Annotated in this window: 26 protein-coding genes and 1 pseudogene; 7 read left to right on the top strand and 20 right to left on the bottom strand. The window is 48.8% G+C overall.

What is annotated here, in order from left to right; all coding sequences use genetic code 11:
- Positions 1-2: 2 nt before the first annotated feature.
- The 9 genes and pseudogenes from PV783_RS30665 to lepA all read right to left on the bottom strand — a co-directional run bounded on the left by PV783_RS30665 (position 3) and on the right by lepA (position 7,867).
- Positions 3-782: an urease accessory protein UreD gene (locus PV783_RS30665; protein ID WP_111578162.1), complete on the bottom strand. Its 780-nt coding sequence runs from the start codon at positions 780-782 to the stop codon at positions 3-5.
- Positions 779-1,414: an urease accessory protein UreG gene (ureG, locus tag PV783_RS30660; RefSeq protein WP_111578161.1), complete on the bottom strand. Its 636-nt coding sequence runs from the start codon at positions 1,412-1,414 to the stop codon at positions 779-781. The genes PV783_RS30665 and ureG overlap by 4 nt, the downstream gene beginning before the upstream one ends.
- A gap of 17 nt (positions 1,415-1,431) precedes the next feature.
- Positions 1,432-2,112 carry an urease accessory protein UreF gene (locus PV783_RS30655; protein WP_111578160.1) on the bottom strand — a complete coding sequence of 227 codons (681 nt, stop codon included), beginning with the start codon at positions 2,110-2,112 and terminating at the stop codon, positions 1,432-1,434.
- Between the two features lie 5 nt (positions 2,113-2,117).
- Positions 2,118-2,621 (bottom strand): urease accessory protein UreE, encoded by a 504-nt coding sequence (gene ureE / locus PV783_RS30650; RefSeq protein WP_079471854.1) that lies wholly within the window; start codon positions 2,619-2,621, stop codon positions 2,118-2,120.
- A gap of 12 nt (positions 2,622-2,633) precedes the next feature.
- Positions 2,634-4,355 (bottom strand): urease subunit alpha, encoded by a 1,722-nt coding sequence (ureC, locus tag PV783_RS30645; protein ID WP_079471853.1) that lies wholly within the window; start codon positions 4,353-4,355, stop codon positions 2,634-2,636.
- A 71-nt stretch (positions 4,356-4,426) separates the two neighbouring features.
- Positions 4,427-4,726, bottom strand: a pseudogene (ureB, locus tag PV783_RS30640) (urease subunit beta); the annotation flags it as partial.
- A gap of 21 nt (positions 4,727-4,747) precedes the next feature.
- Positions 4,748-5,050: an urease subunit gamma gene (gene ureA / locus PV783_RS30635; RefSeq protein WP_420990700.1), complete on the bottom strand. Its 303-nt coding sequence runs from the start codon at positions 5,048-5,050 to the stop codon at positions 4,748-4,750.
- A 253-nt stretch (positions 5,051-5,303) separates the two neighbouring features.
- Positions 5,304-5,858, bottom strand: a complete 555-nt coding sequence (locus tag PV783_RS30630) for a thioredoxin family protein (RefSeq protein ID WP_336388575.1) — start codon at positions 5,856-5,858, stop codon at positions 5,304-5,306.
- Positions 5,859-6,073: 215 nt separating this feature from the next.
- Positions 6,074-7,867 (bottom strand): translation elongation factor 4, encoded by a 1,794-nt coding sequence (lepA, locus tag PV783_RS30625; protein ID WP_420990699.1) that lies wholly within the window; start codon positions 7,865-7,867, stop codon positions 6,074-6,076.
- 248 nt (positions 7,868-8,115) lie between these two features.
- Between lepA and PV783_RS30620 the strand changes: the two genes are divergently transcribed.
- Genes PV783_RS30620 through PV783_RS30610 form a run of 3 tightly spaced genes read left to right on the top strand, consistent with a single transcriptional unit; the run spans position 8,116 to position 10,332 of the window.
- Positions 8,116-8,379 carry an acyl-CoA-binding protein gene (locus PV783_RS30620; RefSeq protein WP_079471849.1) on the top strand — a complete coding sequence of 88 codons (264 nt, stop codon included), beginning with the start codon at positions 8,116-8,118 and terminating at the stop codon, positions 8,377-8,379.
- A gap of 59 nt (positions 8,380-8,438) precedes the next feature.
- Entirely contained in the window at positions 8,439-9,677 is a 1,239-nt protein-coding gene (gene rocD / locus PV783_RS30615) for an ornithine--oxo-acid transaminase (RefSeq protein WP_079471848.1), read from the top strand.
- Positions 9,678-9,687: 10 nt separating this feature from the next.
- Positions 9,688-10,332: a VIT1/CCC1 transporter family protein gene (locus PV783_RS30610; RefSeq protein WP_420990698.1), complete on the top strand. Its 645-nt coding sequence runs from the start codon at positions 9,688-9,690 to the stop codon at positions 10,330-10,332.
- A gap of 55 nt (positions 10,333-10,387) precedes the next feature.
- Here PV783_RS30610 and PV783_RS30605 read toward each other — a convergent pair whose 3' ends face one another.
- Together PV783_RS30605 and PV783_RS30600 are read right to left on the bottom strand one after the other, a co-directional pair.
- Entirely contained in the window at positions 10,388-10,783 is a 396-nt protein-coding gene (locus tag PV783_RS30605) for a hypothetical protein (protein ID WP_079471846.1), read from the bottom strand.
- Between the two features lie 28 nt (positions 10,784-10,811).
- Complete coding sequence (locus tag PV783_RS30600; RefSeq protein WP_420990697.1) at positions 10,812-12,974, bottom strand: S9 family peptidase; 2,163 nt, start codon at positions 12,972-12,974, stop codon at positions 10,812-10,814.
- A 220-nt stretch (positions 12,975-13,194) separates the two neighbouring features.
- On the opposite strand from PV783_RS30600, the gene PV783_RS30595 reads away from it, so the two are divergent.
- The 3 genes from PV783_RS30595 (at position 13,195) to PV783_RS30585 (ending at position 14,842) form a co-directional block, all read left to right on the top strand.
- Positions 13,195-13,458, top strand: coding sequence for a hypothetical protein (locus PV783_RS30595; protein ID WP_079471844.1), 264 nt, complete (start codon positions 13,195-13,197; stop codon positions 13,456-13,458).
- A gap of 79 nt (positions 13,459-13,537) precedes the next feature.
- Positions 13,538-14,152, top strand: coding sequence for a trimeric intracellular cation channel family protein (locus PV783_RS30590; protein WP_079471843.1), 615 nt, complete (start codon positions 13,538-13,540; stop codon positions 14,150-14,152).
- A gap of 42 nt (positions 14,153-14,194) precedes the next feature.
- Positions 14,195-14,842, top strand: coding sequence for a MarC family protein (locus tag PV783_RS30585; protein ID WP_200817322.1), 648 nt, complete (start codon positions 14,195-14,197; stop codon positions 14,840-14,842).
- A 392-nt stretch (positions 14,843-15,234) separates the two neighbouring features.
- Here PV783_RS30585 and PV783_RS30580 read toward each other — a convergent pair whose 3' ends face one another.
- From PV783_RS30580 to PV783_RS30555, 6 genes are all read right to left on the bottom strand, one after another.
- Positions 15,235-15,435 (bottom strand): hypothetical protein, encoded by a 201-nt coding sequence (locus PV783_RS30580; protein ID WP_420990696.1) that lies wholly within the window; start codon positions 15,433-15,435, stop codon positions 15,235-15,237.
- A 48-nt stretch (positions 15,436-15,483) separates the two neighbouring features.
- Positions 15,484-16,575, bottom strand: coding sequence for an efflux RND transporter periplasmic adaptor subunit (locus PV783_RS30575; RefSeq protein ID WP_420990695.1), 1,092 nt, complete (start codon positions 16,573-16,575; stop codon positions 15,484-15,486).
- A 13-nt stretch (positions 16,576-16,588) separates the two neighbouring features.
- Positions 16,589-19,792, bottom strand: a complete 3,204-nt coding sequence (locus tag PV783_RS30570) for an efflux RND transporter permease subunit (protein ID WP_420990694.1) — start codon at positions 19,790-19,792, stop codon at positions 16,589-16,591.
- 12 nt (positions 19,793-19,804) lie between these two features.
- Complete coding sequence (locus PV783_RS30565; protein WP_420990693.1) at positions 19,805-21,184, bottom strand: TolC family protein; 1,380 nt, start codon at positions 21,182-21,184, stop codon at positions 19,805-19,807.
- 65 nt (positions 21,185-21,249) lie between these two features.
- Positions 21,250-21,606, bottom strand: a complete 357-nt coding sequence (locus tag PV783_RS30560; RefSeq protein ID WP_336388581.1) for a hypothetical protein — start codon at positions 21,604-21,606, stop codon at positions 21,250-21,252.
- An 87-nt stretch (positions 21,607-21,693) separates the two neighbouring features.
- Positions 21,694-22,500 (bottom strand): DUF6630 family protein, encoded by an 807-nt coding sequence (locus tag PV783_RS30555; RefSeq protein WP_420990692.1) that lies wholly within the window; start codon positions 22,498-22,500, stop codon positions 21,694-21,696.
- Between the two features lie 93 nt (positions 22,501-22,593).
- On the opposite strand from PV783_RS30555, the gene PV783_RS30550 reads away from it, so the two are divergent.
- The gene (locus PV783_RS30550) at positions 22,594-23,541 is read left to right on the top strand and encodes an aldo/keto reductase (RefSeq protein WP_336388583.1); all 948 of its coding nucleotides are present in this window, start codon (positions 22,594-22,596) and stop codon (positions 23,539-23,541) included.
- A gap of 47 nt (positions 23,542-23,588) precedes the next feature.
- On the opposite strand, the gene PV783_RS30545 is transcribed toward PV783_RS30550, so the two are convergent.
- From PV783_RS30545 to PV783_RS30535, 3 genes are all read right to left on the bottom strand, one after another.
- Positions 23,589-24,602, bottom strand: coding sequence for an outer membrane beta-barrel protein (locus PV783_RS30545; protein ID WP_420990691.1), 1,014 nt, complete (start codon positions 24,600-24,602; stop codon positions 23,589-23,591).
- An 82-nt stretch (positions 24,603-24,684) separates the two neighbouring features.
- Positions 24,685-25,872, bottom strand: coding sequence for a hypothetical protein (locus tag PV783_RS30540; RefSeq protein WP_336388585.1), 1,188 nt, complete (start codon positions 25,870-25,872; stop codon positions 24,685-24,687).
- 61 nt (positions 25,873-25,933) lie between these two features.
- On the bottom strand, positions 25,934-26,212 hold the full coding sequence (locus tag PV783_RS30535; protein ID WP_420990690.1) for a SelT/SelW/SelH family protein: 279 nt from the start codon (positions 26,210-26,212) through the stop codon (positions 25,934-25,936).
- Positions 26,213-26,316 lie beyond the last annotated feature (104 nt).

Genomic DNA, 26,316 nt, shown 5'->3' with positions numbered 1-26,316 from the left:
TTTTAAACAGATAAAAGCTTTGCCAGTTGTTGCTGACATTCAAATAGTTGTTCCCCGCTATGGCCCAGCATTCTTACCATGATACCGTTGCCGGCGGTGCGTGTAACACCCGCCAATATGCGGGGTTGTTCTTCCAGGTAACGGTGAAGCCTGTCCGCAGTTTCATTAAGGGCTACCTTTTCATGGGTATCGAAAAACAGGAAGGTAGCCTGATGTGTGTATTCTTCCATCCAGCCCATTGCCTCAAAACTGGTAACGCCGGGTTGCATCAGGAGGTTATCTCTTAGCAGCAGCTGTTCTCCTGAAAATACCTGCGTGATGCTGTGCAGTTTTGTAAAGCGGAATACTTCCCCGTTTAACTTCCGGCCGCAGGTAATGATCTCTCCCCAGATGAGGCGGCAGTTATTTGCGAGGTGCAGGTTCGTATAGCCGGTGTAGGTAGCCTTTTCATGCGGCACCAGGGGATGCGGCAAAAAGGTGAAGGTGCTCCCGGTTTGCAGCCGTACGCGCATTTCCTGTGTAGCGCCGGTTTCCATGTTAAACAGCCGCTGGTACGCCTGCGTTTGCAGGTGTAAAGCCGTGCCTGCGGCAACGGTAATATCCAATTGGTAATGATCTTTATCCAGCATACCCGGTGAAGAGCTCATCATCATGAGACGCAATACCGGGTCGCTGCGTTCTTCCCGCACATTAGCCACTTTAAAAGGCCGTGTGCAGTAGCATTCCTTCAGATAGGTGCCACTATCTCTTTTCCCCGTCAATATCTTCAGTTCACTGATCATGTTAAGAGATTGGGCGCTGCGATGTCTTCCAGTAATGCGTATCTTTTAATCCAGTTGATCACATCTTCCAGCCCGGTGCCGCTCATGAGGTCTGTGAATACGAAAGGCTGTCCCCCTCTCATTTTGCGGGCGTCCCTTTCCATTACGCCAAGATCCGCATGTACATAGGGGGCGAGGTCAATTTTATTGATGACGAGCAGGTTGGAGCGGGTAATACCCGGACCACCTTTACGTGGGATCTTATCTCCTTCCGCTACGTCTATCACAAAAATGGTGACATCCGCCAGATCGGGGCTGAAGGTGGCCGACAGGTTATCGCCGCCGCTTTCTATGAAGATGATTTCGATATCCGGGAAACGGCGTACCATTTCTTCCACGGCTTCGAGGTTCATGCTGGCATCTTCACGGATAGCGGTATGCGGGCAGCCGCCGGTTTCCACACCGATGATCCTTTCCGGTGGCAGCAGGCTATTCTGCGTGAGGAACTCCGCATCTTCCTTTGTATAAATATCGTTGGTGATAACGGCCACCTGGTAGTGTTGCGCCATTTGCCTGGTTAACCGCTCAATGAGCGCTGTTTTCCCGGAACCTACAGGTCCGGCCACTCCTACTTTTATATATTCTCTGCTCATGGTATCAATAATTATTGTTACGACATATACAACCGGCTGTACAGGCGTTCGTGCTGCATACTGCGGATATCAAATGCCGCATTGCAAAGCCCGAGCAGTGACTTATCGGGTTGTATTGTTGCTTCCGTCAGTTCTTTCAATAAAGGTTGCAGGTCAAAGAGGATGTCCTGCCCATCCATTTGCCCGAGGGGCACCAGCTTTACGCAGTTGGTCACCATTCCCATAGCGGCGTTGTAATAGTATGCGTACAACGCGGATGACAACGGGATATTAGTAAGCTGCGCATAGATGCCAAATACCAGGCAGTAATGCGGGCTGTTGCCCGCAGCTGTTTCATATTGCGTAACCAGTTCGCTGGTATACCTGCGGCTGAAAATGCGTGTGAGCCGGGCTCCCAGCTTCTGGCTGGCTTCCCGGAGTTCGCGCGGCGCTTTTACGGCGGTGCATAAGTGATGCAGCTCCAGCAGTTCGCTCACATTGTTTTGTGTAGCTGCGGTATAAGCCAGGCTCATAAATGCGGCATCGTTGTAACGGATATTATTCTGCAGCATGTTACGTACAAAGGTGGCCGCCGTAGCGGCGCTGTTCACCAAACCCTGTTGCACAAAGGTTTCCAGCCCGGCGGAATGCGTATAACCGCCAATAGGCAGTGTGCTGTCTGCCAGGTGTAGTAAGCTGCCGAGATAATGCTGTTCCATATGCTTTATTTTGACGCCAGTTCCAGGATCTTCTCAAAAAATGAAGGGCCGCCGTTGCCGTGCGTATGTGGCTGCACGTTAGTACGCAGGATGTGCAGGAGCTTGCGGCGTTCTTTTACCACCGGGTAACCGGCTGCATGCAGCCAGCGGTACAGCGGTTCATCTGCGGGAATCAGCAGTTGTTCTTCTTCGAGGAAAAGCGGCAGGTGTTTGTTACCGATTTCGTAACACACCTTTGCCATTTCCGCCATGTTCCGCGGGCTGATCACGATGGCTTCGCACGGAAGGATATCTACCACGATCATCAGGTCATCATCCTGGTAAAGGATATCATTTTGCCTGAGCTGCTGCCCTTCCTTTGTAAACTTCAATGCTACTTCACGGCCGCCGGCAGTATGTTTCCGCTGAATGCGCCGGGAGGTTTCAAACCACTCCAGCGGCAGCAGGTCTGTTTCCTTACTGCTGCGTGTATGCGTATCCGTATTTCCTATGATTTCCCTTACCAACATATCTCCTCCGGGTTAAAATAAAAAATAGCGCTGTGCGAGCGACAGTTCCTTTAACGGTTCGCAGGTGATTTTTTCACCATCTACCCGTACTTCATATGTTTCAGGATTTACGGTGATATCGGGTGTTTTATCGTTGTGGATCAGGTCTTTTTTGGAGATGTTACGGCAGTTGCTCACCGGTAACAGCTGCTTCTGCAAACCGTATTCTTCTTTAATCCCTTTCTCTAACGATAACGCAGATACGAACAATACGCTGGTGTGCAGCAGTGCTTTTCCGTGTGCGCCAAACATATGGCGGTACACCACCGGCTGCGGTGTTGGAATGGATGCGTTGGGATCGCCCATGCGGCTGGCATTGATCATGCCGCCTTTGATGATCATTTCCGGTTTCACGCCAAAGAAGGCGGGTTTCCATAGCACCAGATCCGCCATCTTACCGGGTTCCAGGGAACCGATATGTGTGGAGATGCCGTGTGCGATGGCCGGGTTGATGGTGTATTTGGCAATGTATCTTTTTACGCGGAAGTTATCGTTGTCGCTGTTTTTATCTTCTTCCAGTGCGCCGCGTTGTTTCTTCATTTTATCTGCGGTTTGCCAGGTACGGATAATCACTTCACCAATGCGGCCCATTGCCTGTGAGTCGGAGCTCATGATGCTGAATACGCCCATGTCGTGCAGGATATCTTCTGCAGCAATGGTTTCCGGGCGGATGCGGGAATCTGCAAAGGCCACATCTTCCGGCACTTTCTTATCCAGGTGATGGCATACCATCAGCATGTCGAGGTGTTCATCGATGGTATTTACCGTGTATGGGCGCGTGGGATTGGTAGATGCGGGTAATACATTCGGGAAGGAGGCTGCGCGGATGATATCCGGTGCATGGCCGCCACCGGCGCCTTCGGTGTGGAAGGTATGTATTACGCGGCCGTTGATGGCGTTGAGTGTATCTTCGAGGAAACCGGCTTCATTCAGCGTATCGGTATGAATGGCGATCTGTACATCCAGTTCATCGGCTACTTTCAGGGAAGCGTCTATTACGGCCGGTGTAGCGCCCCAGTCTTCATGAATTTTGAGTCCCAGTGCGCCGGCGGCGATCTGTTCCACCAATGGTTCCGTAGTAGCGCAGTTGCCTTTACCAAAGAAGCCGAGGTTTACCGGGTATGCCTCTGCGGCCTGCAGCATGCGCTGGATGTTCCATTTCCCCGGCGTTACCGTGGTGGCGCTGGTGCCATCCGCCGGACCGGTACCGCCGCCTATCAGGGTGGTTACCCCGCTGAAGAGGGCGTGATCCACCTGTTGCGGGCAGATAAAGTGAATGTGCGTATCAATACCACCTGCGGTGGCGATGAGGTTAGCGCCGTTATGTACTTCGGTAGATGCTCCGATGATGAGCTGCGGATGTACACCGTCCATTGTATCGGGGTTACCAGCCTGCCCTACTGCAACGATCTTACCGTCTTTAATCCCTATATCTCCCTTCACAATACCCCAGTGGTCAATGATGATCACGTTGGTGATCACAAAATCGAGCACGCCTTCGCTGCGCAGTGCAGTGGCCGATTGCGCCATGCCGTCTCTCACGCTTTTGCCGCCGCCGAATTTACTTTCATCTCCGTATACGTTATAGTCCTTTTCTATTTCGATGATGAGGTCTGTATCTGCCAGCCGTACGCGATCGCCGGTGGTAGGACCGTACATGTTTACATATTTTGTTTTGCTGATAGACAGGCTCATAGTTGTTCAGATTTAAAGTTGAGGGAAGCTGCTTTGGCGATGGCAGCAGCTTTTACAGCAGGATCGGTGGTATCGCCGTTTACGAGGTTGTTGATACCGATCACTTTCCGGGCGCCGCCGAGTTCCACCAGTTCTACTTCTTTGGCTTCCCCTGGTTCAAAGCGTACCGCGTTGCCTGAAGGAATATTAAGCCGCATACCGAATGCCGCTTCCCTGGGGAAGGACATCATGCGGTTCACTTCAAAAAAGTGGCAGTGGGAGCCTATCTGTACCGGTCTGTCGCCGGTGTTCACCACGCTGATCCTGACCGTTTTCCGGCCGGCATTGGCAATGATATCTTCTTTCTTCAAAAAATATTCTCCGGGGATCATGGTTGTAAAATTTAATTATGGTTAACGGATAGGATCGTGTACGGTGACCAGTTTGGTACCATCGGGAAAGGTAGCTTCGATCTGTATTTCGTGTATCATTTCGGGGACTCCTTCCATTACATCTTCGCGGGTAAGAATGGTAGCGCCGTAGTGCATGAGCGCGGCCACGGTATTCCCGTCGCGGGCTGCTTCCATTAAACGGCTGCTGATGAGGGCAATGGCTTCAGGGTAGTTAAGGCGCAGTCCTCTTGCTTTTCTTTTCTCGGCCAGTTCTCCGGCCAGATGCAGTAATAATTTCTCGGTTTCCCGTGCAGTCAGGTGCATATGAATAGATTGTTGTATAAAAACTTGTTTCCGGGAGATTGGCTGGTGTATGAAAGGAGTGGTAAAGTACGAATTTTCCGCGGATTTTGTCTTTATCAGGATTAGACTGATTATGCTGATTTATGGATTTGATCACTTTTGATTTAAAAAGATTAGGGGAGATAAAAGTGGATATACCTACTTTTATCTCCCCTAATCTTTTTAAAATATAATCAGTAAAATCAGCGTAATCCTGAGAAAGACAAAATACGCTTTAGTGTGCGGCGGAGGCTATTTTACCAAACCGGGTGCGTACTGCGTCCAGTTCTCCACGTTTCATTTTTGATGTTTTTTCGAGGATGCCCACAAAGTATTCCACTTCTTCTTTCTGGGCAGGGCAACCAACATTCTGCAGTTTACCGGTAGGACCTTTCATGCGGCTGTCGGCCAGCAGTTCGCCGTTGGTGTTTAATACCAGCCAGAAAGGGATACCTTCCTGGTCGCCGTGGTATTTTGCCAGCAGGTCAGCGCCGCCCGGGTTTTCCAGTGCTTTGTTGGCACCGTTTTCCAGCACGGTGATATGACGGATCTCGTAGTTATTATCGAATGCTTTCTTAACACTGGCATCATTCATCGCGGTATCCATTTTGTGACACCAGCCGCACCAGGATGCGTGAAAGATGACGATCACTTTTTTATTGGCTTTTGCTGCCTGTGCGCAGGCATCTTTTACTACTTCATCGGCTGCAGGTGGCGCCTGTTGGGCTTTTACAGCAGAGAAAGTGAGCGCAGAGAATACGAATGTTAAAGAGAGAACTAAAGAACGCATGGGTGATTGGTTTTCTCAAATATAATAAATTTGGTGAACGCGGAGTTTGTCTTTCTCAGGATTAGACTGATTATACTGATTCAGGGATTTGATCACTTTGGATTTTAAATGATTTTGGGAGATATCAGCGAAAATATTTTCGCTGATATCTCCCAAAATCATTTTTAAAATATAATCAGTAAAATCAGTCTAATCCTGAGAAAGACAAAATTCGCTTAATCATCCAGTTTGAGTACCGCCAGGAATGCTTCCTGTGGTATTTCCACGTTACCTATCTGGCGCATACGTTTCTTACCTTCTTTTTGTTTTTCCAGTAATTTACGTTTACGGGAGATGTCACCGCCATAACATTTCGCGGTTACGTCTTTACGCATAGCGCTGATATTTTCGCGGGCAACAATCTTTGCGCCAATGGCAGCCTGGATGGCAATAAGGAATTGCTGGCGTGGCAGCAGTTCCTTCAGTTTTTCGGTGAGTTTACGGCCAAACTCCTGCGCACGGCTTCTGTGGATCAGGGCACTGAGTGCATCCACTTTTTCGTTGTTCAGGAGGATATCCATTTTCACGATGTCACTGTCGCGGAATCCGATCGGTGTATAATCGAAGGAGGCGTATCCACGCGTCTGACTTTTCAGTTTATCATAAAAGTCGAATACGATTTCCGTGAGTGGTATTTCAAACATCAGTTCCACGCGGGTGGTGGTCAGATAGCTTTGATTCAGGAGGTTACCGCGTTTGCCGAGGCACAGGGTCATGATGTTACCGATATATTCGGGTTTGGTGATGATCTGTGCGCGGATGAAAGGTTCCTCGATCCTGTCCAGCTTGGTGGGATCGGGCATTTCGCTTGGGTTATTTACGATGATTACACCATCGCGGGTGGTATGTGCAATGAAGCTTACGTTGGGAACCGTGGTGATCACAGTTTGATTGAACTCCCTTTCGAGGCGTTCCTGGATGATTTCCATGTGAAGCATGCCGAGGAATCCGCAACGGAAGCCAAAACCCAGCGCCTGTGAGGTTTCCAGCTCATAGGTCAGGGAGGCATCGTTCAGCTGCAGTTTGTCCATACATTCACGCAGCTCTTCGAAATCTTCTGTATTTACAGGATAGATACCGGCGAATACCATTGGCTTTACTTCCTGGAATCCGTTGATACCTTCCAGGCAGGGGTTGTTCGACAACGTGATGGTGTCTCCTACCTTTACTTCCTTAGCGCTTTTGATACCGGTAATAATATACCCTACATCCCCGGTGAACACTTCCTTGCGGGGATCGAGGCCCAGTTTCAGGATGCCTACTTCATCTGCAAAATATTCTTCCCCGCTGTTAAAGAACCTGATCTTATCTCCTTTTTTGATGGAGCCGTTGAACACGCGGAAATATGCGATGATACCACGGAAGGAGTTGAATACGCTATCGAAGATGAGTGCCTGCAATGGCGCGTCGTTACTGCCTTTTGGAGCGGGAATACGGTGTACAATGGCTTCGAGGATATCTTCGATGCCGATACCGGTTTTACCGGAAGCGAGCAGGATATCTTCTCCTTTTACGCCGATGAGTTCAATGATCTGGTCTTTCACTTCCTCGATCATGGCGCCCTGCATATCAATTTTATTGATAACGGGGATGATTTCGAGGTCGTTTTCCAGTGCCAGGTAAAGATTTGAAATAGTTTGTGCCTGGATACCCTGTGCGGCATCTACCAGGAGGAGCGCTCCTTCGCAGGCGGCAAGCGCGCGGGACACTTCGTAGGAGAAGTCCACGTGGCCGGGGGTATCGATCAGGTTAAAGATATATTTTTCACCATTTTTTGCAGTGTAATCCATTTGAATAGCGTGGCTCTTGATGGTGATACCTTTTTCACGTTCAAGATCCATGTCATCCAGCACCTGGGCCTGCATGTCGCGGTCGGAAATAGTATGTGTAAACTCCAGTAAACGGTCTGCCAGGGTACTTTTACCGTGGTCAATATGGGCAATGATACAAAAATTGCGAATATTCTTCATATGATGTTTTGCTGTTCCGTAGTCTGCTGCAATGTACTGCATCGGACCTTTTCAGCCGGCAAAGGTATTGAAATTAGTTCATTAGTTAATGCGTTTAGTAATTATGTTTTGTTATTTGGTTTTTAAGGAGATAGAAACCATAGCGCGGGCTTTTTTTGATATATTAATATATAAAGCTCAACTTTATAGACATAAGGGAAAATGAGGGTGTTACCCCATATTATTAAAAAATTAAAAATTCACCGCACATGGAACTAACTAGTCAGTTTGAAGAGGCAGTGGCAGCGAGTAAAACCCTGCCGGAAAAACCGTCCAATGAAATTTTGCTGCAGCTGTACGCCCTGTACAAACAGGGAACAACCGGCGATGTGGATAATGACGGCCCTTCCAACCCGTTTGACTTTGTGGCGAAAGCCAAGCATGAAGCGTGGGCGGAGCTGAAAGGTAAAACGAAAGATGCGGCTATGCAGGAATATGTGGACCTGGTAAAGAAGCTGAAAGGAGGCAATTAGCCCGGAGCTGTTAGCTGACGGCTAACAGCTTCTTTCATCTTTTTCCTTACTTTTGAGTTATGGTACCTTCATACACGATAAGCGAAAAATCACAACATTACCTGGCGCTGGAAGAACAGTATGGTGCCCATAATTATCATCCGCTACCGGTTGTACTGGACCGGGGCGAAGGTGTTTTTTTATGGGATGTGGATGGCAAACGTTATTATGATTTTCTATCCGGCTATTCTGCCGTAAACCAGGGTCATTGTCACCCTAAAATTATTGCTACTCTTATAGAGCAGGCAAAAAAGCTGACACTTACTTCCCGTGCATTTCACAACGATCTGCTGGGAGAATACGCACAATACATCACTACTTATTTCGGATATGATAAAGTGCTGCCCATGAACACGGGTGTGGAAGCGGTGGAAACAGCGCTGAAGCTTTGCCGCCACTGGGCATATATTGTAAAAGGCGTTCCGAAAGACAAAGCAAAAATCATTGTATGCGCCAATAACTTCCACGGACGTACGCTGAATGTGATCTCCTTTAGTACAGATCCTGCGGCACGTGATAACTTTGGTCCGTTTACGCCGGGTTATGAAGTAATTCCGTACAACAGCTTAACCGCACTGGAACAGGCTTTACAGGATAAAAACGTAGCAGGTTTCCTGGTAGAACCCATACAAGGAGAAGCCGGTGTAATGGTACCGGATGAAGGATATTTGTCCAAAGCGCGGCAGTATTGCCAGGACGCCAATGTACTGTTCATTGCAGATGAGATCCAGACAGGGCTGGCCCGTACCGGTAAAATGCTGGCATGCGATCATGAAAATGTGCGCCCGGATATCCTGATACTCGGAAAGGCTTTGTCGGCCGGCACCCTGCCGGTGAGCGCCGTACTCGCGGATGATGAGATCATGCTCACCATCAAGCCGGGCGAACATGGCTCTACTTACGGCGGCAACCCGCTCGCCTGCAAGGTGGCCATTGCTTCCCTGCAGGTACTGAAGGATGAGAAGATGGCGGAAAACGCTGCGGAAATGGGCCTGTTGCTCCGCAACGGCCTGAAGGAACTGCATTCGCCATACATCACCACCATCCGTGGTAAAGGACTGCTGAATGCCATCGTTATTGAACATAAAGACCCGGAAGCTGCCTGGGACCTTTGTCTTACTTTAAAAGAAAACGGCCTGCTGGCCAAGCCTACCCACGGTGATAAAATACGGTTTGCACCTCCCCTGTCTATCAATGCCGGACAGATCAATGATTGTGTGCAAATCATTAAAAGAAGCCTGGAGCAGGCTTTCAGTTAGTGAACCTTGTATGACTACATCCCATAAAGCCATCCGTAGTTCAGGATGGAAGACAGATTTTTTAATCGGGTTCCCCGATGGGCTTTTCCTGTTGTTCTTTGCTACGCAGGTGATACAGGTATTTCCCATTGAGGTCCAGACCTTTTATACCATTCACCTGTGTGCGTGGATTATTGGCGCTATGCTGGTGATGATCAGCGCGTTCCAGGCTAACAAAGGCGACCTGCAGCACGACAGCGCCCTGTTGTCGGACCAGGAACGGACCAAGTTGCAACGCCTGGATATCACGCCACGTGTGATTGCGCATATAGAACAGGAAATGGAGAAGGATGCCCATTCATGGGAGCTGATGCTGGAACACGAGAAAGTAAAGGAATCTGCGTTTAGCCGTTCCCGTGCTATCAAGAGTGCGTTGATGACAGGGGTTTTCTTTTTGCTTGGCGGTATCCTTTCGCTGGGGCCTTATCTCTCCAATGAAAATTTCGCGGCTGCCTCACAAACCAGTATCCTGCTGGTTTTCCTGGGGCTCACCATTTTCAGTTTTATCAAGGCGAAAGTAACCGCGCAACGTCCCCTCCCGGTAATTTTGCGATATTGGGTGATGGGAGCCGGTATCCTGGCAGGCGCATGGATCTTACATAAAACCATCTTCTGAAAATAAAAAAGCGGCATCCGGAAATTACCCGGATGCCGCTTTTGTTATTCGTTCCTTATTTACTGCTTTTTGGCGAGCGTGTAAACAACACGCAGGCAAAAGCCACCAGCGCACCGGCGAAAGACAGGTACAGACCGGGTTGCGACTGCGGGCAATCGCCCATTTCACATCTTGAGTACAACAACATATTCCTGAAGGTCCAGGCCAGCAGGAACCCTACAATAAAGAGGTTCACCCTGGACACCCACTTGTTCTTCACCAGGAATATTCCAATTGCCAGTACAGAAAGGATAATACATAACCGGCCGGGCTCTCCGTAATTGGAACCTGTTCCGTTTACGCCTGTAAATACCAGGTGCCTGCCTTCCACGTCTACCACCGACCACGGCAAAAAGGCGCATACAATCACCAGCAACACTGCCAGTATTCCAATAATAGCTGTCCTGGACATACTTTTCAATTTAGGGAGGCAAAGGTACTTATTTTGCGCCCGGTTCACAATGCGAACGCAAATAATTAGTATATAAAGTAGACAGGTGCTCGAAAGTTCCTTGTCCTTCAGAGATACTGTGCGTACGGTTAGGATAAGCCATAAACTGGAACTGCTTGTTATACCTGATCAGTTCATTCAGCAGCATTTCCGCATTCTGATAATGTACGTTATCGTCGCCGGTGCCGTGGATGTACAGCAGGTTGCCCTGGAGATTTTTTGCGTAAGTGATAGGCGAACCTTTTACAAAGTCTTCCCGGTTTTCTTCGGGCAGGCCCATGTAACGTTCCTGGTAAATGTTATCATAAGTAAGCTGGTTGCCTACTGCGGCAATAGCGATCCCTGTTTTATAAATTTCCGGATACTGGAACAGGAGGTTCAGCGTCATAGAGCCGCCACCACTCCAGCCCCATACAGCGGTCCGTTGCGGATCAAGAAAAGTATATTTCTGCAGCAGCGCTTTAGTGCCCATTGCCTGGTCGCGTGCATTGATCAATCCTACTTTGCGGTACACGCATTTACGCCAGGTACGGCCTTTGGGCAACGGGGTGCCTCTGTTGTCCATTGATACGTATACATATCCATCGGCTGCCATGTCACCATCATAGAGGAAGTTACGGCCTGCGCCGATGGCGTCCAAAGTGGTAGCGCCTGCGGGTTCGCCGTATACATAAAATACCACGGGGTATTTTTTAGCGGGATTAAAATTGGCGGGTTTGCTCATCCAGCCGCTCATGGTAACACCATCAACCGTAGTGATGGTGAAAAACTCCGGTTTATTGGGTGCTGCGGCGCCTTTGGTGATCGCATTCAATACTGTATTGCCATTGCTTTTATGCGCAGGCAGCTGCAGGTTTTCACTAACAGGATAAGTATAGGCGTTGCTAAAGTCGTGGATAGCCCATGCGCCGTAAGGGGAAATTTTATATTCGTGGGAACCAGGTTCGTTGGCTGGCGTAATGCGTTCCGCCTTGCCGCCGTTTAACGGCACCCTGTAAAGATATTGCTGGGTGGGATTATCCGGTGAGGCCAGGAAATAGATAGTGTTAGTGGCTTCATCAATTTTGGCAATGCTGATCACATCATAGTTACCGGGTGTGAGCAAGGTAGCTTTACCATCTTCCGTAGAAATATTGTAGAGATGACGCCAGCCGTCCTGTTCACTTACCCAGATGAAGGATTTGCTGTTGCGGATAAAGTCCCATCCGGCGATGTTGTCATCGTCCCAGCGTGATTTTACATCGATCCAGGCGCTGTCTTTTTCCTGGTAAATGGAGCGAACGTTTCCATTAGCGGCGTCGCAGAGCATTATTTTGCTTTCGTTTTGTTTGCGGTTCAGCTGCTGGATGATGAGAGTATTTTTACCGGGTACCCATTCCATACGGGGAATATAGTGTTGTTGCTGATCGCCTGGAACCTGCATCCAGGTTGTTTTAGCAGTTTGTATATCTGCTACGCCGATGCGGCAGGCGGAAGGGCTCTCTCCTGCTTTCGGGTATTCTACCGGTACTGTAAAGGAATATATGGAATCGGTATTATCGATCATGAGGAAGTCGCGGATCTTAGTGGCATCGATTTGCCAGTAGGCGATGCGCTTGCTGTCGGGGCTCCAGCGGAAGCCGTCGCGGCAGCCGAATTCTTCTTCATAGGCCCAGTCGAATGTGCCATTGATAAAACGGCGGGTACCATCAGTAGTGATGGGAGTAATGGCGCCGGTGGAGAGGTCTTCCACGAAAATGTTATGTCCGCTTACATAGGCGGCTTTGGTGCCGTCCGGTGATAATTTAGCGAACATAAGAGAAGACGCGGGCTTATCTTTCCCGAGCTGCAGCAGCTTTCCGCTGGCAATGTCCAGTAACCAGTAGTCGCCGCGGGTTTCGTAGCGCCATACTTTTTTTGAGTTGGTATAAAGCAGTACTTTTTTTTCATCTCCGGAAAAATAAAAATCCTTTATAGCAAGGCTATGATAGCTGGCTGCGGGAATTTTAAGGGAAGATGGCTCACCGGAAAGCGGGAAAGATTCGATTCCGGCCGGGGTGGCTTTAAAATAAGATTTGCCGTCGAGGCTCCACCGGATGCCCTTTCCGGGCTGCGCCTGTGTGGGTAAATAATACAGCGCGATAAAAACAATGAGTAGCGTAAGTTTCTTCATTATGTAAGAATAATTTGCAATGGTAGCCAAATTATAATAGAAAAAAAATGAACAATATAGGGACGGTAGCGTTAACTGGATAAAAAATCACCCTTTCGTATTAAAAAAACAATTTCTTTTTGCCTATTTTTATGTCAGAATTAATAATTAGATAATGAAAACCAGCCGGTTAGCCATATTTTAACCGGTAATCCTAAATCCTGCAGAAAAACCATCAGTTATGATACAGATTGCCTTATCTTATAAAAACCGTGAATACCGGCATTTTGAAGATTCCTCTCTTGCGCAGATAGCCGAACACACCCGGAAATTACTTTGTGCTTTGCTGGAAGACATTTATGACCTTGTTTCAAAGGAAACAGGCCGTTTCCTGATCTACCTGGATCATCATCCGAAAATTGAAGTGGAAGGATTCAGTCATGGTCTGCGTAACCAGATAGAGCGTACGCTTCGTGGTGAATCTGCCTATGAGGATGATTATTAAGCAGCATTAATTAGTTGCTTCTCTCCTGTTATAGTCATATAAAGTATCCTTACCTTAGTTCATAAATACGACAAGGAGAATGCAGCTTACCTTCATCCAGGTATTGGAATTACTGGGCACTTTTGCGTTTGCTGTTTCGGGAGCCACAGCAGCTATTAATAAATCGTATGATGTAATCGGACTACTGGCGCTGGCCTTTATCACGGCTATTGGCGGCGGTACTATCCGCGACCTCCTAACCGGCGCCACACCAGTTGCCTGGATGACGGATGAACTCACCAACAGCGCTATTATTGTGGCCGCCATTATTGCCGCATTATTTTTTTCCTATGTAAAAAAACTCACCCGTTTACTCAGCACCTTTGATGCGATAGGGCTGGGACTCTTTACTATTACCGGTATCAACAAAGGACTGGCAGCAGGGCTTCCCATGCCTATATGTGTGGCGCTTGGTGTAATTACCGGTACTTTCGGCGGATTGCTGCGCGATGTTATCACCGGGGAGCAGCCCATTCTTTTTACCCGTGAAATATATGCAGCCGCGTCCATAGCGGGTGGCATCCTGTACCTGGTTGCCGGGCACTTTACCGGTGTTTCCGGAGATATTGCGCAGGGTATAGCCGTTACCGTTATAGTGGGCATCCGGCTGGCAAGTCTGCGGCATAACTGGCAACTGCCCCGGTTACGTTCCTAGCGGGGATATTTGCTGATAAATAAAATTTATTATATTGCTGATATGATGGCATTATTTGATAATTATATCGCGTTTGCGACTACCGTATTTATGGGATTACTGGCAATTGTAAATCCTGTTTCAGCCATCCCTGTTTTCATGGAGCTGACATCCAATATGGATAAAAAAGCGAAGCGAAACATTGCCACCAAATCAGTGATCATTGCCTTTTGTATTATCCTTGTTTTCAGTGTGGCGGGCAAACTCATTTTTCATGTTTTTGGCATCACGCTGGCCGCACTGCGGGTTACCGGCGGTATCCTGGTTTTTGTAATCGGGTATGAAATGGTGCGCGGAGAAAAGGAGAATAAAAATGAGAATCCAAAACTCGGTACACAACCGGTGAAGGCCGACCAGGGAATCAGCGTAGCCATTACCCCATTGGCGATGCCGCTGCTGGCGGGCCCCGGCGCTATTACCACTTCTATGAGCTATTCTGCGGCTAAAGATCTCACACATCTCGCAATTGTAATAGGCATTTATGCATTTATATGTTATATCACCTATCTCCTCTTTATTGCAGGTGAACGCATTGTAAAAATTATCGGCACCAACGTGATGATGGTGATCACAAAAATGATGGGACTTATCCTGGCCGTTATCGGCGTTCAGATGTTTGCCCTCGGCATCCGCGAACTTTTTAATTTTTAAAATAGTTTTTCAGAGAACAATTTTAAATCGTTTCGTGTTATTATTTCAGATGCGCATTAAAAGGATTATTTAGGGTAAAAACAAAAAGGAAAGAATATTTAAGAAGATAGCAGCCATCATCCACATAGCGTTAGCCCGCTATGACTGTCATTACGCATCATTCAAAAAATCCAAAACCATTTTATCCTATTGAAACTCTTCACGTAAAAAGCGTGAGGGAATCTTATTGCCTTCTTTAAAAACTTTTTTTAGTTGAACAACAGGTAAATCCGTTATTGATTACTAGGTGGATGTTATTTGTTCTCTTTTTTTAATAAGAACATAAGAAAATCAATATAGACGGAACAGTTAGCAGAAAAGCCGTCCCGATTCCTCGGGACGGCACTTTTTTTTCAGCCCTGGCTTTTCTTTCTGCGCTTGCTGTCTGCTATATCTTTCTGATCATATTCGTCTTCGTCGTATCCTTCCAGTACATTGTTCCGGTCGTCGTTCCTTTCCTTTTTGGCGCCGCCTTTGGCCGGGGCCAATGTCTCATTCTTACGCTTTGTTTCTTTCAGCTCACGCTTTTCGGAAGTGCTTTTTTTGATCGTCATAAGTCATGGTTTTATGGTATGGTTACAAAAAAAACGCCGGAACCACATTTACGGAATCATAATACCCTCTTTAATTTCATCTGTTGCAGGCGCAATCACCCGTTCATCCGCCTGCAGGCGGCCGAACACTTCCGTGGAATCATTGTGGTGATTGCCTTCTTCTATATCAATCCATTTTGTATGATGATTCCTTACGGCGATGACATACTTTTTTTCCGTAGACATTACAATGGCGCTGGCGGGCACCAGCAGCGCCTGCGCCGAGCCTTTCAGCGGCAGCATCACTTCCGTATACATTCCTGCTTTGAGTAACCGTTTCGCGTTCTGTACATCTATTTCTACAGCTTCAGAGCGGTATTTATCATTCAGCGTGCCTGCCTGCCGGGCAATGGTACCCTCGAAATGCCCACCGGGAATAGCGTTTACCTCAAATGTAATTGCCGATTGCTCCGATAGCTGCGCGCTGTATATTTCGGGCACCTCCAGCATCAGCCTCAGCTTATCTTCCTGCTCCAGCATCAACATGGGCTTATCATCAACTTTGGTATCCGGCCCTACCAGCGCGCCGGGATGGATATTGCGTTCTGTGATCACACCATCAAAGGGCGCCGTAACGGTTAAGTAGCCGCGGTTCACTTCCTGTGCGCGGAAATTGGCCTGTTCGCCGTTCATTAATGCGCTGTCGGCCAGCATACGGGCTTTAGCCAGCTCCAGGTCGTGCGGGGAAATGGTGCCTGGTTCCTCGCTGGTGGCCACGGTGCGTTCATAGTTATCTTTGCTGGAGGCGAACATGGCCGCTGCCTGCAGGTATTTGGATTGTGCCGCGTAGTAATGCTGGGTTACTTCCGGCGCTTCCAGCACCAGCAGTACCTGTCCTTTCTTCACTTTGGAGCCACGGTCTACCGAAATGCTTTTTACAAAACCATTAATCCTCGGATAGATGCTTACTTTCTGAAAGGCAGCCAACGTACCAGGCAGGCGGATACTCCCTGCCAGCGGCCGTTGTACCACTGTTGCAAGGGTATAGTGACGTTCGTCTTTACTTGTTTTCTTTTTATCGGTCATAGCGGCTGAATTACAGGCAGCCATGATAACGATCATACTTACAGTGAACAGATAATATTTAGAATGCTTCATCATGTTAGATTTTCTTTTAAACATTGGCGTTGTCCGGCATTAAGGAAGGCGACTGGTAGCCTGTTTTACGTTGCATCAGTGCATATACCTGCGGTAATATGAGCAGGGCTGCGAGTGTGGAAGCTATCAGTCCGCCGATAACGGCGCGGCCCAGCGGCGCTGTCTGATCGCCTGCTTCCCCGAGGCCGCTCGCCATCGGGATCATCCCTGCAATCATGGCCAGGCTGGTCATCAGTATGGGGCGCAATCTTACGCCGGCACTCACAATGGCCGCTTTCCGGGCATCGTGGTATTCCATCCGGAGCTTTTCCGCATTGGTAACAATCAGGATGGCATTGGCTACCGACACGCCGGTAGACATGATCATACCCATATAAGATTGCAGGTTCAGCGTAGCGCCCGTGAGCAACAATGCAATCAGCGCGCCTGCAATTACCGCCGGGATGGTAGTAAGTACCACCAGTGATAGTTTAAACGACTGGTAGTTGGCCGCCAGCAGGAGGAAGATAACGGCTACCGCTATCATCAGCCCGTTCTGCAGGCTGTTCAGCGTTTCCACGAGGAGACTGGAAGCGCCTTTCAGTTCTGTGATCAATCCCTTTGGCGGCGTGCCGGTTTCCCGGATTGCCTGTTGTACGGCGGCGGTGGCAGTACCCAGATCTTTACCGGAAATATTGGCACTAACGGTAACGAACCTACGCGGGCCGGAACGGTCGTATTCCCCCGGCATTTCCGTTTGGGTAAAAGTGGCCACGTCTGCCAGTACGGGCCGCGGCTGGCCTTGCACCAGCGGGATTTCTTTCAGGTCATTTAATGCCGTCATGTTATACTCCGGCACCTGTACCTGCACCTGGTAGGTATAGGCCACCTTTTCATCGAGCCACTGATTTTTTTCGGTAAAGCGGCTGGAGGACGTGGATGCGGTAACAGAGCGGGCCACCTGGTAAATGTTTAACCCCATCTGCGCCAGTTTAAGGCGATCGATGTGAATGCTGATCACCGGGAAATGCAGTGGCTGCGCAATCTGTACATCCCGCAGAAATGGAATGTCGTGCAGCTTATTCACCAGTTGTTGTGCATACGTCGAGATCTGTTGCATATCCTTCCCGGCCACCCTTACTTCTATGGGTGTAGCGGCTCCCTGGCTCATAATTTTTTCCGTGAGATCTATCGGCTCAAAAGACAACCGCATCTCCGGTATTTTTGCCGTGATGTTCTTCCTGAGCTGATCTTTCAATGTTTCGATATTTACGTTATAGTTTTCCTCCAGGTTCACCTGCAACACCGCTTCGTGTGTGCCACTGTTAAAAATATAGAGGTTGCTGGTACCATAGCTGCTGGGAATTAGTCCCACGTAAGCGGAACTGATGGCCACATGTCCTTCCACGGTGCTGTCCACTACTGCCAGTACCTCATGCAGTGCGGTTTCTGTGCGTTCCAAGCGCGTGCCATCGGGCATGCGTAAACGAAGCTGGAACTGCCCGGCGTTGATGTGGGGCATGAGGTCCTTCCCTATCCATACATAGCAACCACCTGCCAGCAGCAGCGAACCAATGATATAAACGGTAACGACTACACGCGATTTATTCATACCGCTTTCGAGCACCCGCATAAAGCCTCCTTTAAAACGTTCGAAGCCCGTTGCTTTTTCCGGGTGCCGCGTGGCCTGTTGCAGGTGTTCATTCACTTCTTTTACTTCTTCCGCATCCAGTGCCATCACGGCGTGCGCATGATGCTGGTATTTATCTGCCTTCAGCCACCAGTTGGCTATAACCGGCACCAGTGTTTGCGCCGCGAAATAGGAAGCTACCATCGCAAAACCGATGGATAACGACAGTGGCAGGAACATGGCGCGAGGCACGCCCGTCATGATAAATGACGGCGCAAATACCGCCAGGATACAAAGCAGGATGAGCAACAGCGGGAATGCAATTTCCTCGCATGCATCGTAAATCGCCTGCCGTTTGGATTTACCCATTTCCAGGTGCTGGTGGATATTTTCAATAGTCACCGTGGCCTGGTCCACCAGGATGCCAATGGCCAGTGCGAGGCCGCTCAGCGTCATGATGTTGATGGTTTGCCCGGCCAGTTTAAGCCCCATTACTGCGCATAACACCGCCACCGGTATCGTGACTATCACCACCAGGCAGCTGCGCAGGTCCCGCAGAAACAGCAGTACCATCAGCCCTGTGAGCAATGCACCCAGTGCGCCTTCTGTGATGAGGCTTTTCACGGCATTGATCACAAACACCGACTGGTCAAATTCGTACGATACGTTTACGTCGTCCGGCAGCAGGCTTTGCATTTCCGGGATTTTGGATTTCAGTGTTTTCACCACATCCCAGGTGGAGGCGTCGGCCGTTTTTACAACGGGGATATACACCGAGCGCTTACCGTTGACCAGTGCATAATCCACCGTTACATCCGTGGCGTCGGCCACGCGGGCTACATCGCGTACAAACACGTTGTTGTTGCCATTGGTCACAATGGGAATGTCACCAAAGCCGGCCACCTCCTTTTCGAGGGAGTTGATGGTGGTTACGAACATAGTGTTGTTGATACGGATATTGCCGGAGGGTGTCATCACATTATTTTTTGCGATGGCTTCCACTACTTCATCAGCGCTGAGGTTGAAGCTGCGCAGCTTTTGCGGATCAACATTAATGACCACCGACCGGGAGTTGGCGCCAAAAGGCGGTGGCGCCGAAAGTCCGGGTACAGAGGCAAACATAGGCCGGATGCGGGTAGCGGCCAGGTCGTAAATTTCCTTCAGCGACTTTTTCGGGCTGCTGAACACCAGCTCTCCCACAGGAAGGGATGATGCGTCGAAACGCATTACCTGCGGTGGCAGTGCTCCCGGCGGAAAAAACTTCATGGCGCGGTTTACCTGTAATGCCACCTGGGCGGAGGCTTCCGCCATATCTGTATTTTCATAAAAGGTGAGCTTTAGTAACGTTAATCCCTGTATGTTTTTCGTAGAAATACTTTTTACGCCATTTACATACAGGAACTGATCCTGCAGGCGGGTGGCAAAGAAGCCTTCCATCTGTTGCGGCGACATCCCCCCGTATGGCTCTATCACATAGATAGTGGGCAGGTTTAATTTCGGAAAGATGTCGATGGGTATATTGAAGACAGACAGCAAAGAAAAAAGCAGCAATCCACCGGTGATCACCACCACTGCAATAGGCTTCTTCAGTGCCGAAGATACAAATGACATAATGAATAGCGTTTAGTTCAGATCAGGTAAAAGTTGTGAAATAGTATTGCCTGCGTAAGCGGCACGGAACAGTGCTTTCCAGGCGGCGTCGCGGGTTTGTACCAGGTCTGTTTCCGCGCGGTTCAGCACAAACAAAGCGGTGGTGACATCAATAATATTGGTGAGTCCTCCTTTATACAGCGCCATTTTCTGCCTTGCTGCAGCCCGTGCGGCGGCCAGTTGCAAAGGCAGCTCCTTCAGCTTATCGCGCGATGTTTGGATATCCGACTGCGCCTGTTGTAGTAAGCCGCTGAGCGTAGTGCGGGTAGTGGCCAGTTGTTGCGCGGCTACTTCCGAACGGTACTGCTGTACGGCTACTTTTTCATGTGTGCGTTTCAGGTCAGTAAGATTGTAAGTGATCCCAAGTCCGAGTAAATAATTGTACCTGCTGTATCCCAGGCCGCTCCACAGGTTTTTATCATATACATCATTGAATGATCCGCTGGAACCGCGCATCCATCCTGCCGCCATCAGGTTTACTTTTGGCAGCCGTGATTTGCGGATCACATCGGCGGCGGCGCGTTGTTGCTGGTATACGGCATTGTAATATGCCAGCATAGGATGGGCAGCCAGGCTATCCGGCGCTTCACTGCCCAGCAGTACCGGTAAGCGTTTGTTATTAACGGTATCGGGCTGTATCTGTGCAGTATCAAGACCGGTAAAAACGCCCAGTTGAATGCGTACCTGGTTGTAGTTGTTTTTTATATCCAGCAGCGTGAGTCTTGCTTTCGACAACTCTGCGGCTGCTATGGCACTGTCCACCCCGGGTTTGAGGCCATGCAGCACGGTGGCCGTAACCGCCTTCAGCACTTCTGCATTACGCTGGATATTGTCTGTGGCTATTTGCTGCAATGCGTATAGCCGGAGCAGTTCCAGGTAATTTTGAATAACCGATACCGTAAGCTGGTTAGCCGTATTGTTCAGATCTGTTTGCTGTACTTTCAGCGACTGGGCCGCTTCCTTCTGTTCACTGCCATAGGCGCCGAAGTTGTAGATCTCCCATTGCATGGCTGCCATTGCGATGTTACCGCTCATTAATGCGCTGTTATTTTCTGCGCGGATACCACCTGATGTGGAAGGGATCATCCCCAATGTGAAGTAAGATCCGTAAATGCTGTTGTCTGTACCGGCATCTACCTGGTCATGCAGTTTTATGGCCGGGTACCAATTGTGTTTAATATCTGTAAGGCTGGCCTGGCCGGCGTTTACCTGGGCCTGTTTGGCCTTTATAGCGGGGTAATGCGCGAGGGTAAGCGCAATAGCCCGCTGCAGCGAAAAGCTATCCGCTGCAGATTGTGCGAATAAAGAAGTGAAGGGGACAATACATAGCAACCACCCACACCTCTTCTTCACGATCCTATGTAAGTTCATAAATCGCTAAAAAAGAAATGAAATAAATAAAATGATAAAACGGGTTATCAGGCGGCAGGTGGGCCTCTCCAGCTTCTTAGCGGCGTGGGTACGCTGAGGTAAGGATTGAAATAATATCCTTTGAGGATTTTGTCTACATAAATAAACCGGGTAGTAACCGCCGACAATAAAAGCGGGCAAACCTTTTCGTGGCCGTAGCTGTCGTTGATACCAACGGGGCGGCGTTTGAACCGGTTAATGGTAGCGCGGAACCGGGGCGCTTTCTCCACCGCTTTAAACGTGATGCCGGTGGTGGCGTGAATATTATCCGTGCCTTTTAATTGTATCCTCCCGGCCTGCCCCTGCACCTGTGGCAAGAACATCACCGCGATTAATACAAAAAATAAATGCCGGAATAATTTCATGTGGTATACTGTAATGAATTTACTAAGATATCCAAAAGTACGGGCTTCGGTAGCCGGTATATATTTTTTTAACCGGATTTTAATGTCTTAAAAAAAACAGATGAGACAGAGTTCTTCCATTTTCAGCAGGGCGTTGGCAAGGCGGAAGTCCTGCATATTGAGGCAGGTGAAGGATTGATATTCATCCAGGCTGGTGCCGGCTGCTACTATTTTCAGTTCGTGTTCATCCAGCTGATCATTTACAAAGTCCAGCACACCTTTGGCGAAATCTTCCGCGCCGATGATGGCTTCAAAATCGGCCGCATCAGGGGCTTTCAGCGTAATACCGGCCTGTCGCAAAGGGGTAAGTTCATTCAGCGCGCTGATGCCGCTTTCTGCAAACTGCTGCCATTCAAATTCCACCACGTTGCCGGTGGCTGATAATGCAGTATATAATTCTTCCCATATGGCGGTGGCATTTGGCAGCACGATATCCGGCAAATGGCTGATCTGCTCCTCGGCATCGTCTTCATTAAAGATATCGAGATATAGCTGTACCAGTGGTTCACGGGCATTGGACAGACCGTGCAGGTTTTCCAGCATCTTTAGTTCCTGCATGAGAGCGGACCAGCGGAGCAACAGTTCCTCTTCATCTTCCTCATTCATCTCATCAGGGATGAGCACTGCTTTGTCGTGCAACTTATAATTATCCAGCCTGTTTTTCCGGATGTGCAATCCCGGCGTACCAAAAGAAAGCTCATAAGAAGCACAATTCAGGAAGGCAGTACCGATAAGTACCTTATCCATGAATATTTCGTGTACCACGCTTTCTTTGGTATCTATGTGCGAGTAGCCACTCTCCTTCCCATAGGTTTGTGTTAACCAGTTAAAATCTTCACGAGAAATAGCAGGCATCTGTTCTGGCATAAAAATTAGTCGGTGAAAGACAAAAGTAGTTAAATTACGTACGGGATGTACCCGTAGTATGAATCAATAAAAAAAATTATTATGGAAAAACGGAAACTGGGACAATCCGGGCTATTGGTAGCCCCGCTGGCCTTTGGCGGCAATGTATTCGGCTGGTCGGCCAATGAATCCACTTCTTTTTCGTTACTGGATGAATTTACTGCAACTGGTTTCAACCTTATAGATACCGCAGACGTATACCCGCGTTGGGTACCGGGAAATTCGGGTGGCGAATCTGAAACCATTATCGGAAAATGGATGCGTGACCGCGGCAACCGCGACAAAATCATTGTGGCCACCAAAGCCGGCGGCGATATGGGCGAGGGCAAAAATGTGAGCAAAGCTTATATCCTCAAAGCCGCAGAGGCTTCCCTGAAGCGTCTGCAAACAGATTATATAGATCTCTACCAAACACATTTTGATAATGAGGCGACTCCTGTAGAAGAAACGCTGGCAGCTTATGATACGCTGATAAAAGCAGGTAAGGTCAGAGCTATCGGCGCTTCCAATATGAGCGCTGCCCGCCTGCTGGCAAGCCTGGAAGCCAGTAAGCAAAACGGCTTGCCACGGTATGAAACATTTCAGCCGGAGTACAACCTGTACGACCGGGAAAATTATGAGCGGCAATATGCAAAGATCTGCGAAGAACATCACCTCAGCGTGATCAATTATTATTCACTGGCGAGTGGTTTTCTTACGGGCAAATACCGCACAGCCGCCGATACCGGCAAGAGTGCGGCCCGCGGGCAGAAAGCACTCAGCTATCTCAATGAAAGAGGGCTCCGTATCCTGGCGGCGCTGGACCAGGTGGCCGCGCAATATCATTCCACACCGGCTGGTGTTGCGCTGGCGTGGCTGCTTACACGCCCTGCGGTGGCGGCGCCTATTGCCAGTGCCACCAGTAAAGAACAGCTGCATGAGTTGATGAACGGTGTGCAGCTCCAGCTGGATACAGCAGCGGTGGCGTTACTCGATAAAGCAAGCGCATAAAAAAAGGGAAGGTTCCAGCCTTCCCTTTTTTACCTGTTTGTTTATTGTTACAACCGGAATTTCAATCCTGCATTCAATCCCAGTCCCCCGATATTGATATAGGATTTCAGGTCATTGGCCGGTTTATTATCATCTTTATAAATCACTTTGGTGCCCTGCTGGTTTACCGGTGTATTGGAGCTCTGATCCAGCGTGGTTACATATTTTGTATTCTTTTCCGCTACCGACAAATCGTTGATGGTACGGCCCGGCAGCGATTGTACTACTGCACCGGTGGTACCATTTATGAGCGTATTGGTTTCATTGTATTCAGTGATCTCTTTTTCTTTACTGCGCACCGGTACATTTTTGTACTCCGTTTCCACGAAAATATCAAAGCGGGGCGATACCGTAAAAGACACGCCCAATGCGCCCTGGAAACCGACAGTAGGATTAGGCTTAATTGCTTCTTTCCTGTTGATATTGGTAACCACCTGCGTACCCGGAGGAATACCGGCAGGACTGGACACCTGGGTAGCATCGGTTTCAATATAGAGACGGCCCCATAACGGCACTATAACACCGAAGCGCACATATGGATTTACTTTTTCCAGGCCCGGACTTACCACCAGGCTGGGTGCAAAATCAATTGCGTTTACATATCCGTGCGACTCCACATGGCCCAGTTCCTTGCCGGAACCAGCCATAGTAGCACGCTGACGGGTCATCAGATTTTTTTTACTGTGGAAATAGTTAAAGGTTCCTTCTACCGCAAAATATTTGTTGATATTATAGCCGACAGAAAGACCAGCCCTGAAACCTTCTCCGTAAGAGCCTGTAAGCACCTTACGGCTAATGGTATCCAGGCCGGATGCACCAAATTCAGTATGCAGATCCTGCGGTGGATATGGGCCAACATTCGGGAACTGCCCCGGGGATACGCTGAAAAAATAACCGCCTACAACTTTCAGATAAAATTTTGAGTGTGAAGAAGAGCTTGTGCTGGAATTGTCCTGTGCCTGGGTGCTGTGGGTAACAATCAAAAGCATGGCGACTGCCCCTAGCAGGAATAGATTTTTCATATGCGATGGTTTTGGAGTATGGTATTTAATCTATTGAAAGTTAACAAATTATTACCACATAACCATCGCCGGAAGCATTCAGTTAGAATGCTTCCGCCAGAGACAGATACAATCCTTTTTGCCTGGATTCACCGCTGCGTTTTTCACCAACGGCATAGTCTATACGAATAGTGAGCCTTGCATTTTCGTCGTAGAAGTAACGGATTCCAGCGCCATAGCTTGGTTTAAATCCGCCGAAACGGAAATCACGGTTGGCGAATACGGTGCCGGTACCGGCAAATGCAGCAAGCGCAAATTTTGGTTTGATATCTACAAACCAGATATGAATGCGCATTTTAGGATCAATGAGATAACGGTATTCCGCCTGCCCGGCCAGGTAGTTCTGGTTACGGTACCTGCCGGTGTAATAGCCACGCATGATAAGGTCGTTTCCCATTTCAGGCAGCAGGTAAAAGGGCAGCTCATTGCCCTGGAGGCTATTAAAGATGCCGTTAAAGCCCAGTGTGCTTTTGCGGGAGATGGACAGGAAATGTGAACCCTGTGCTTCTATTTTAAAGAGCGGATGTTTGCTTAAAAAAGAAGGTGCGTATGCCAGGTTGAGTTTCAGCCAGGAACCGCGGCGGGCATAGTTTTCATTATCACGGTTATCGAAAATACCGGTGAGCCCGAGAAAGGTAACATATCCCCCTTCTTTGTCGGTAAGCGGCATGGTAGTATAAATGCCTTTATCATCGCCGCTGCTGTACGTGTCATGCTGGTATAATATGGAGGCACCTGCGTAAAAGTGTCCGCTGATGCGCCGCTCCCCTTCCACCTGTACTTTATAGCGGCTGTTGTTTACCAGCGACCGGTTATCGTAATGGGTAGTATCGCCGATGCCAGAGAAATAGAGCGGGTAATTATGATACCGGAGATTGCTTTTAAAATGCCAGGTATTGCTGCGGGTCCAGATATTTGCTTTCAGGTCGATTTTAAACTGGCTCTCCGTGGTAACTGCGGGGATCAGGTTGAGGGTGGAGTTCCGGGTAGCCCTGTCGGGATTCTTGTTATCGGTATAAAAAGAATACAACATGGCGGCGCCGATTTCCAGTCCTTTTTCCTGGGAATAGCCCAGCACCGGCAACGGAAAGAAGCTCCGCTTACGTAACCATACGCTGTCGTATAGCCCTTCCCGTGAAGAAGAAGGGGTTGTGATAGTGCTATCCTGCTGAGCCTTTGCGCCTATTGCTAATAAAAGTGATAAAGCCGTGATATGGAGGTTTTTACGCATAGGGTGCAAATGTAAAGATTTTAGAGAAGAGGATCGCATTCCGGGATCCTCTTCTCTGAAATCATGGCCTGTCCGAATGCCCCAGGCTCTTTTCAGGATTCACGTGATCCCGTACCAGCTGCTTCAGGAATTTGATTTCCGGGAAATGCCCGCTTTCCTTGCGGTCGAAGATTTTTTCTTCGCCGAGCCAGATAATATAGGAGCCCCCAATTTCACTGGGACGAAGGGTAACGCCTCCCAATTCATCTGTAAAAGTGGTGAGGAGTTCCTGGGCCATGTAGGCGGCCCGGAGCAGCCAGCCACATTTCGGGCAATATTCTATGGTAATGAACGGTTTCATCGTTACTAAACTTTGCAGAAAGGTACAACCATAATTGATTTATAGGGTCATAACACTAAATTCATCGCCCCATTCCTCACTTTTTTCTCAACTTACTTTGAATC

Source organism: Chitinophaga sp. CC14 (genome assembly GCF_048957795.1).
GTDB lineage: Bacteria > Bacteroidota > Bacteroidia > Chitinophagales > Chitinophagaceae > Chitinophaga > Chitinophaga ginsengisegetis.
The sequence above is the reverse complement of the archived record's forward strand: the minus strand, read 5'-3'. Positions and strand labels throughout refer to the sequence as shown.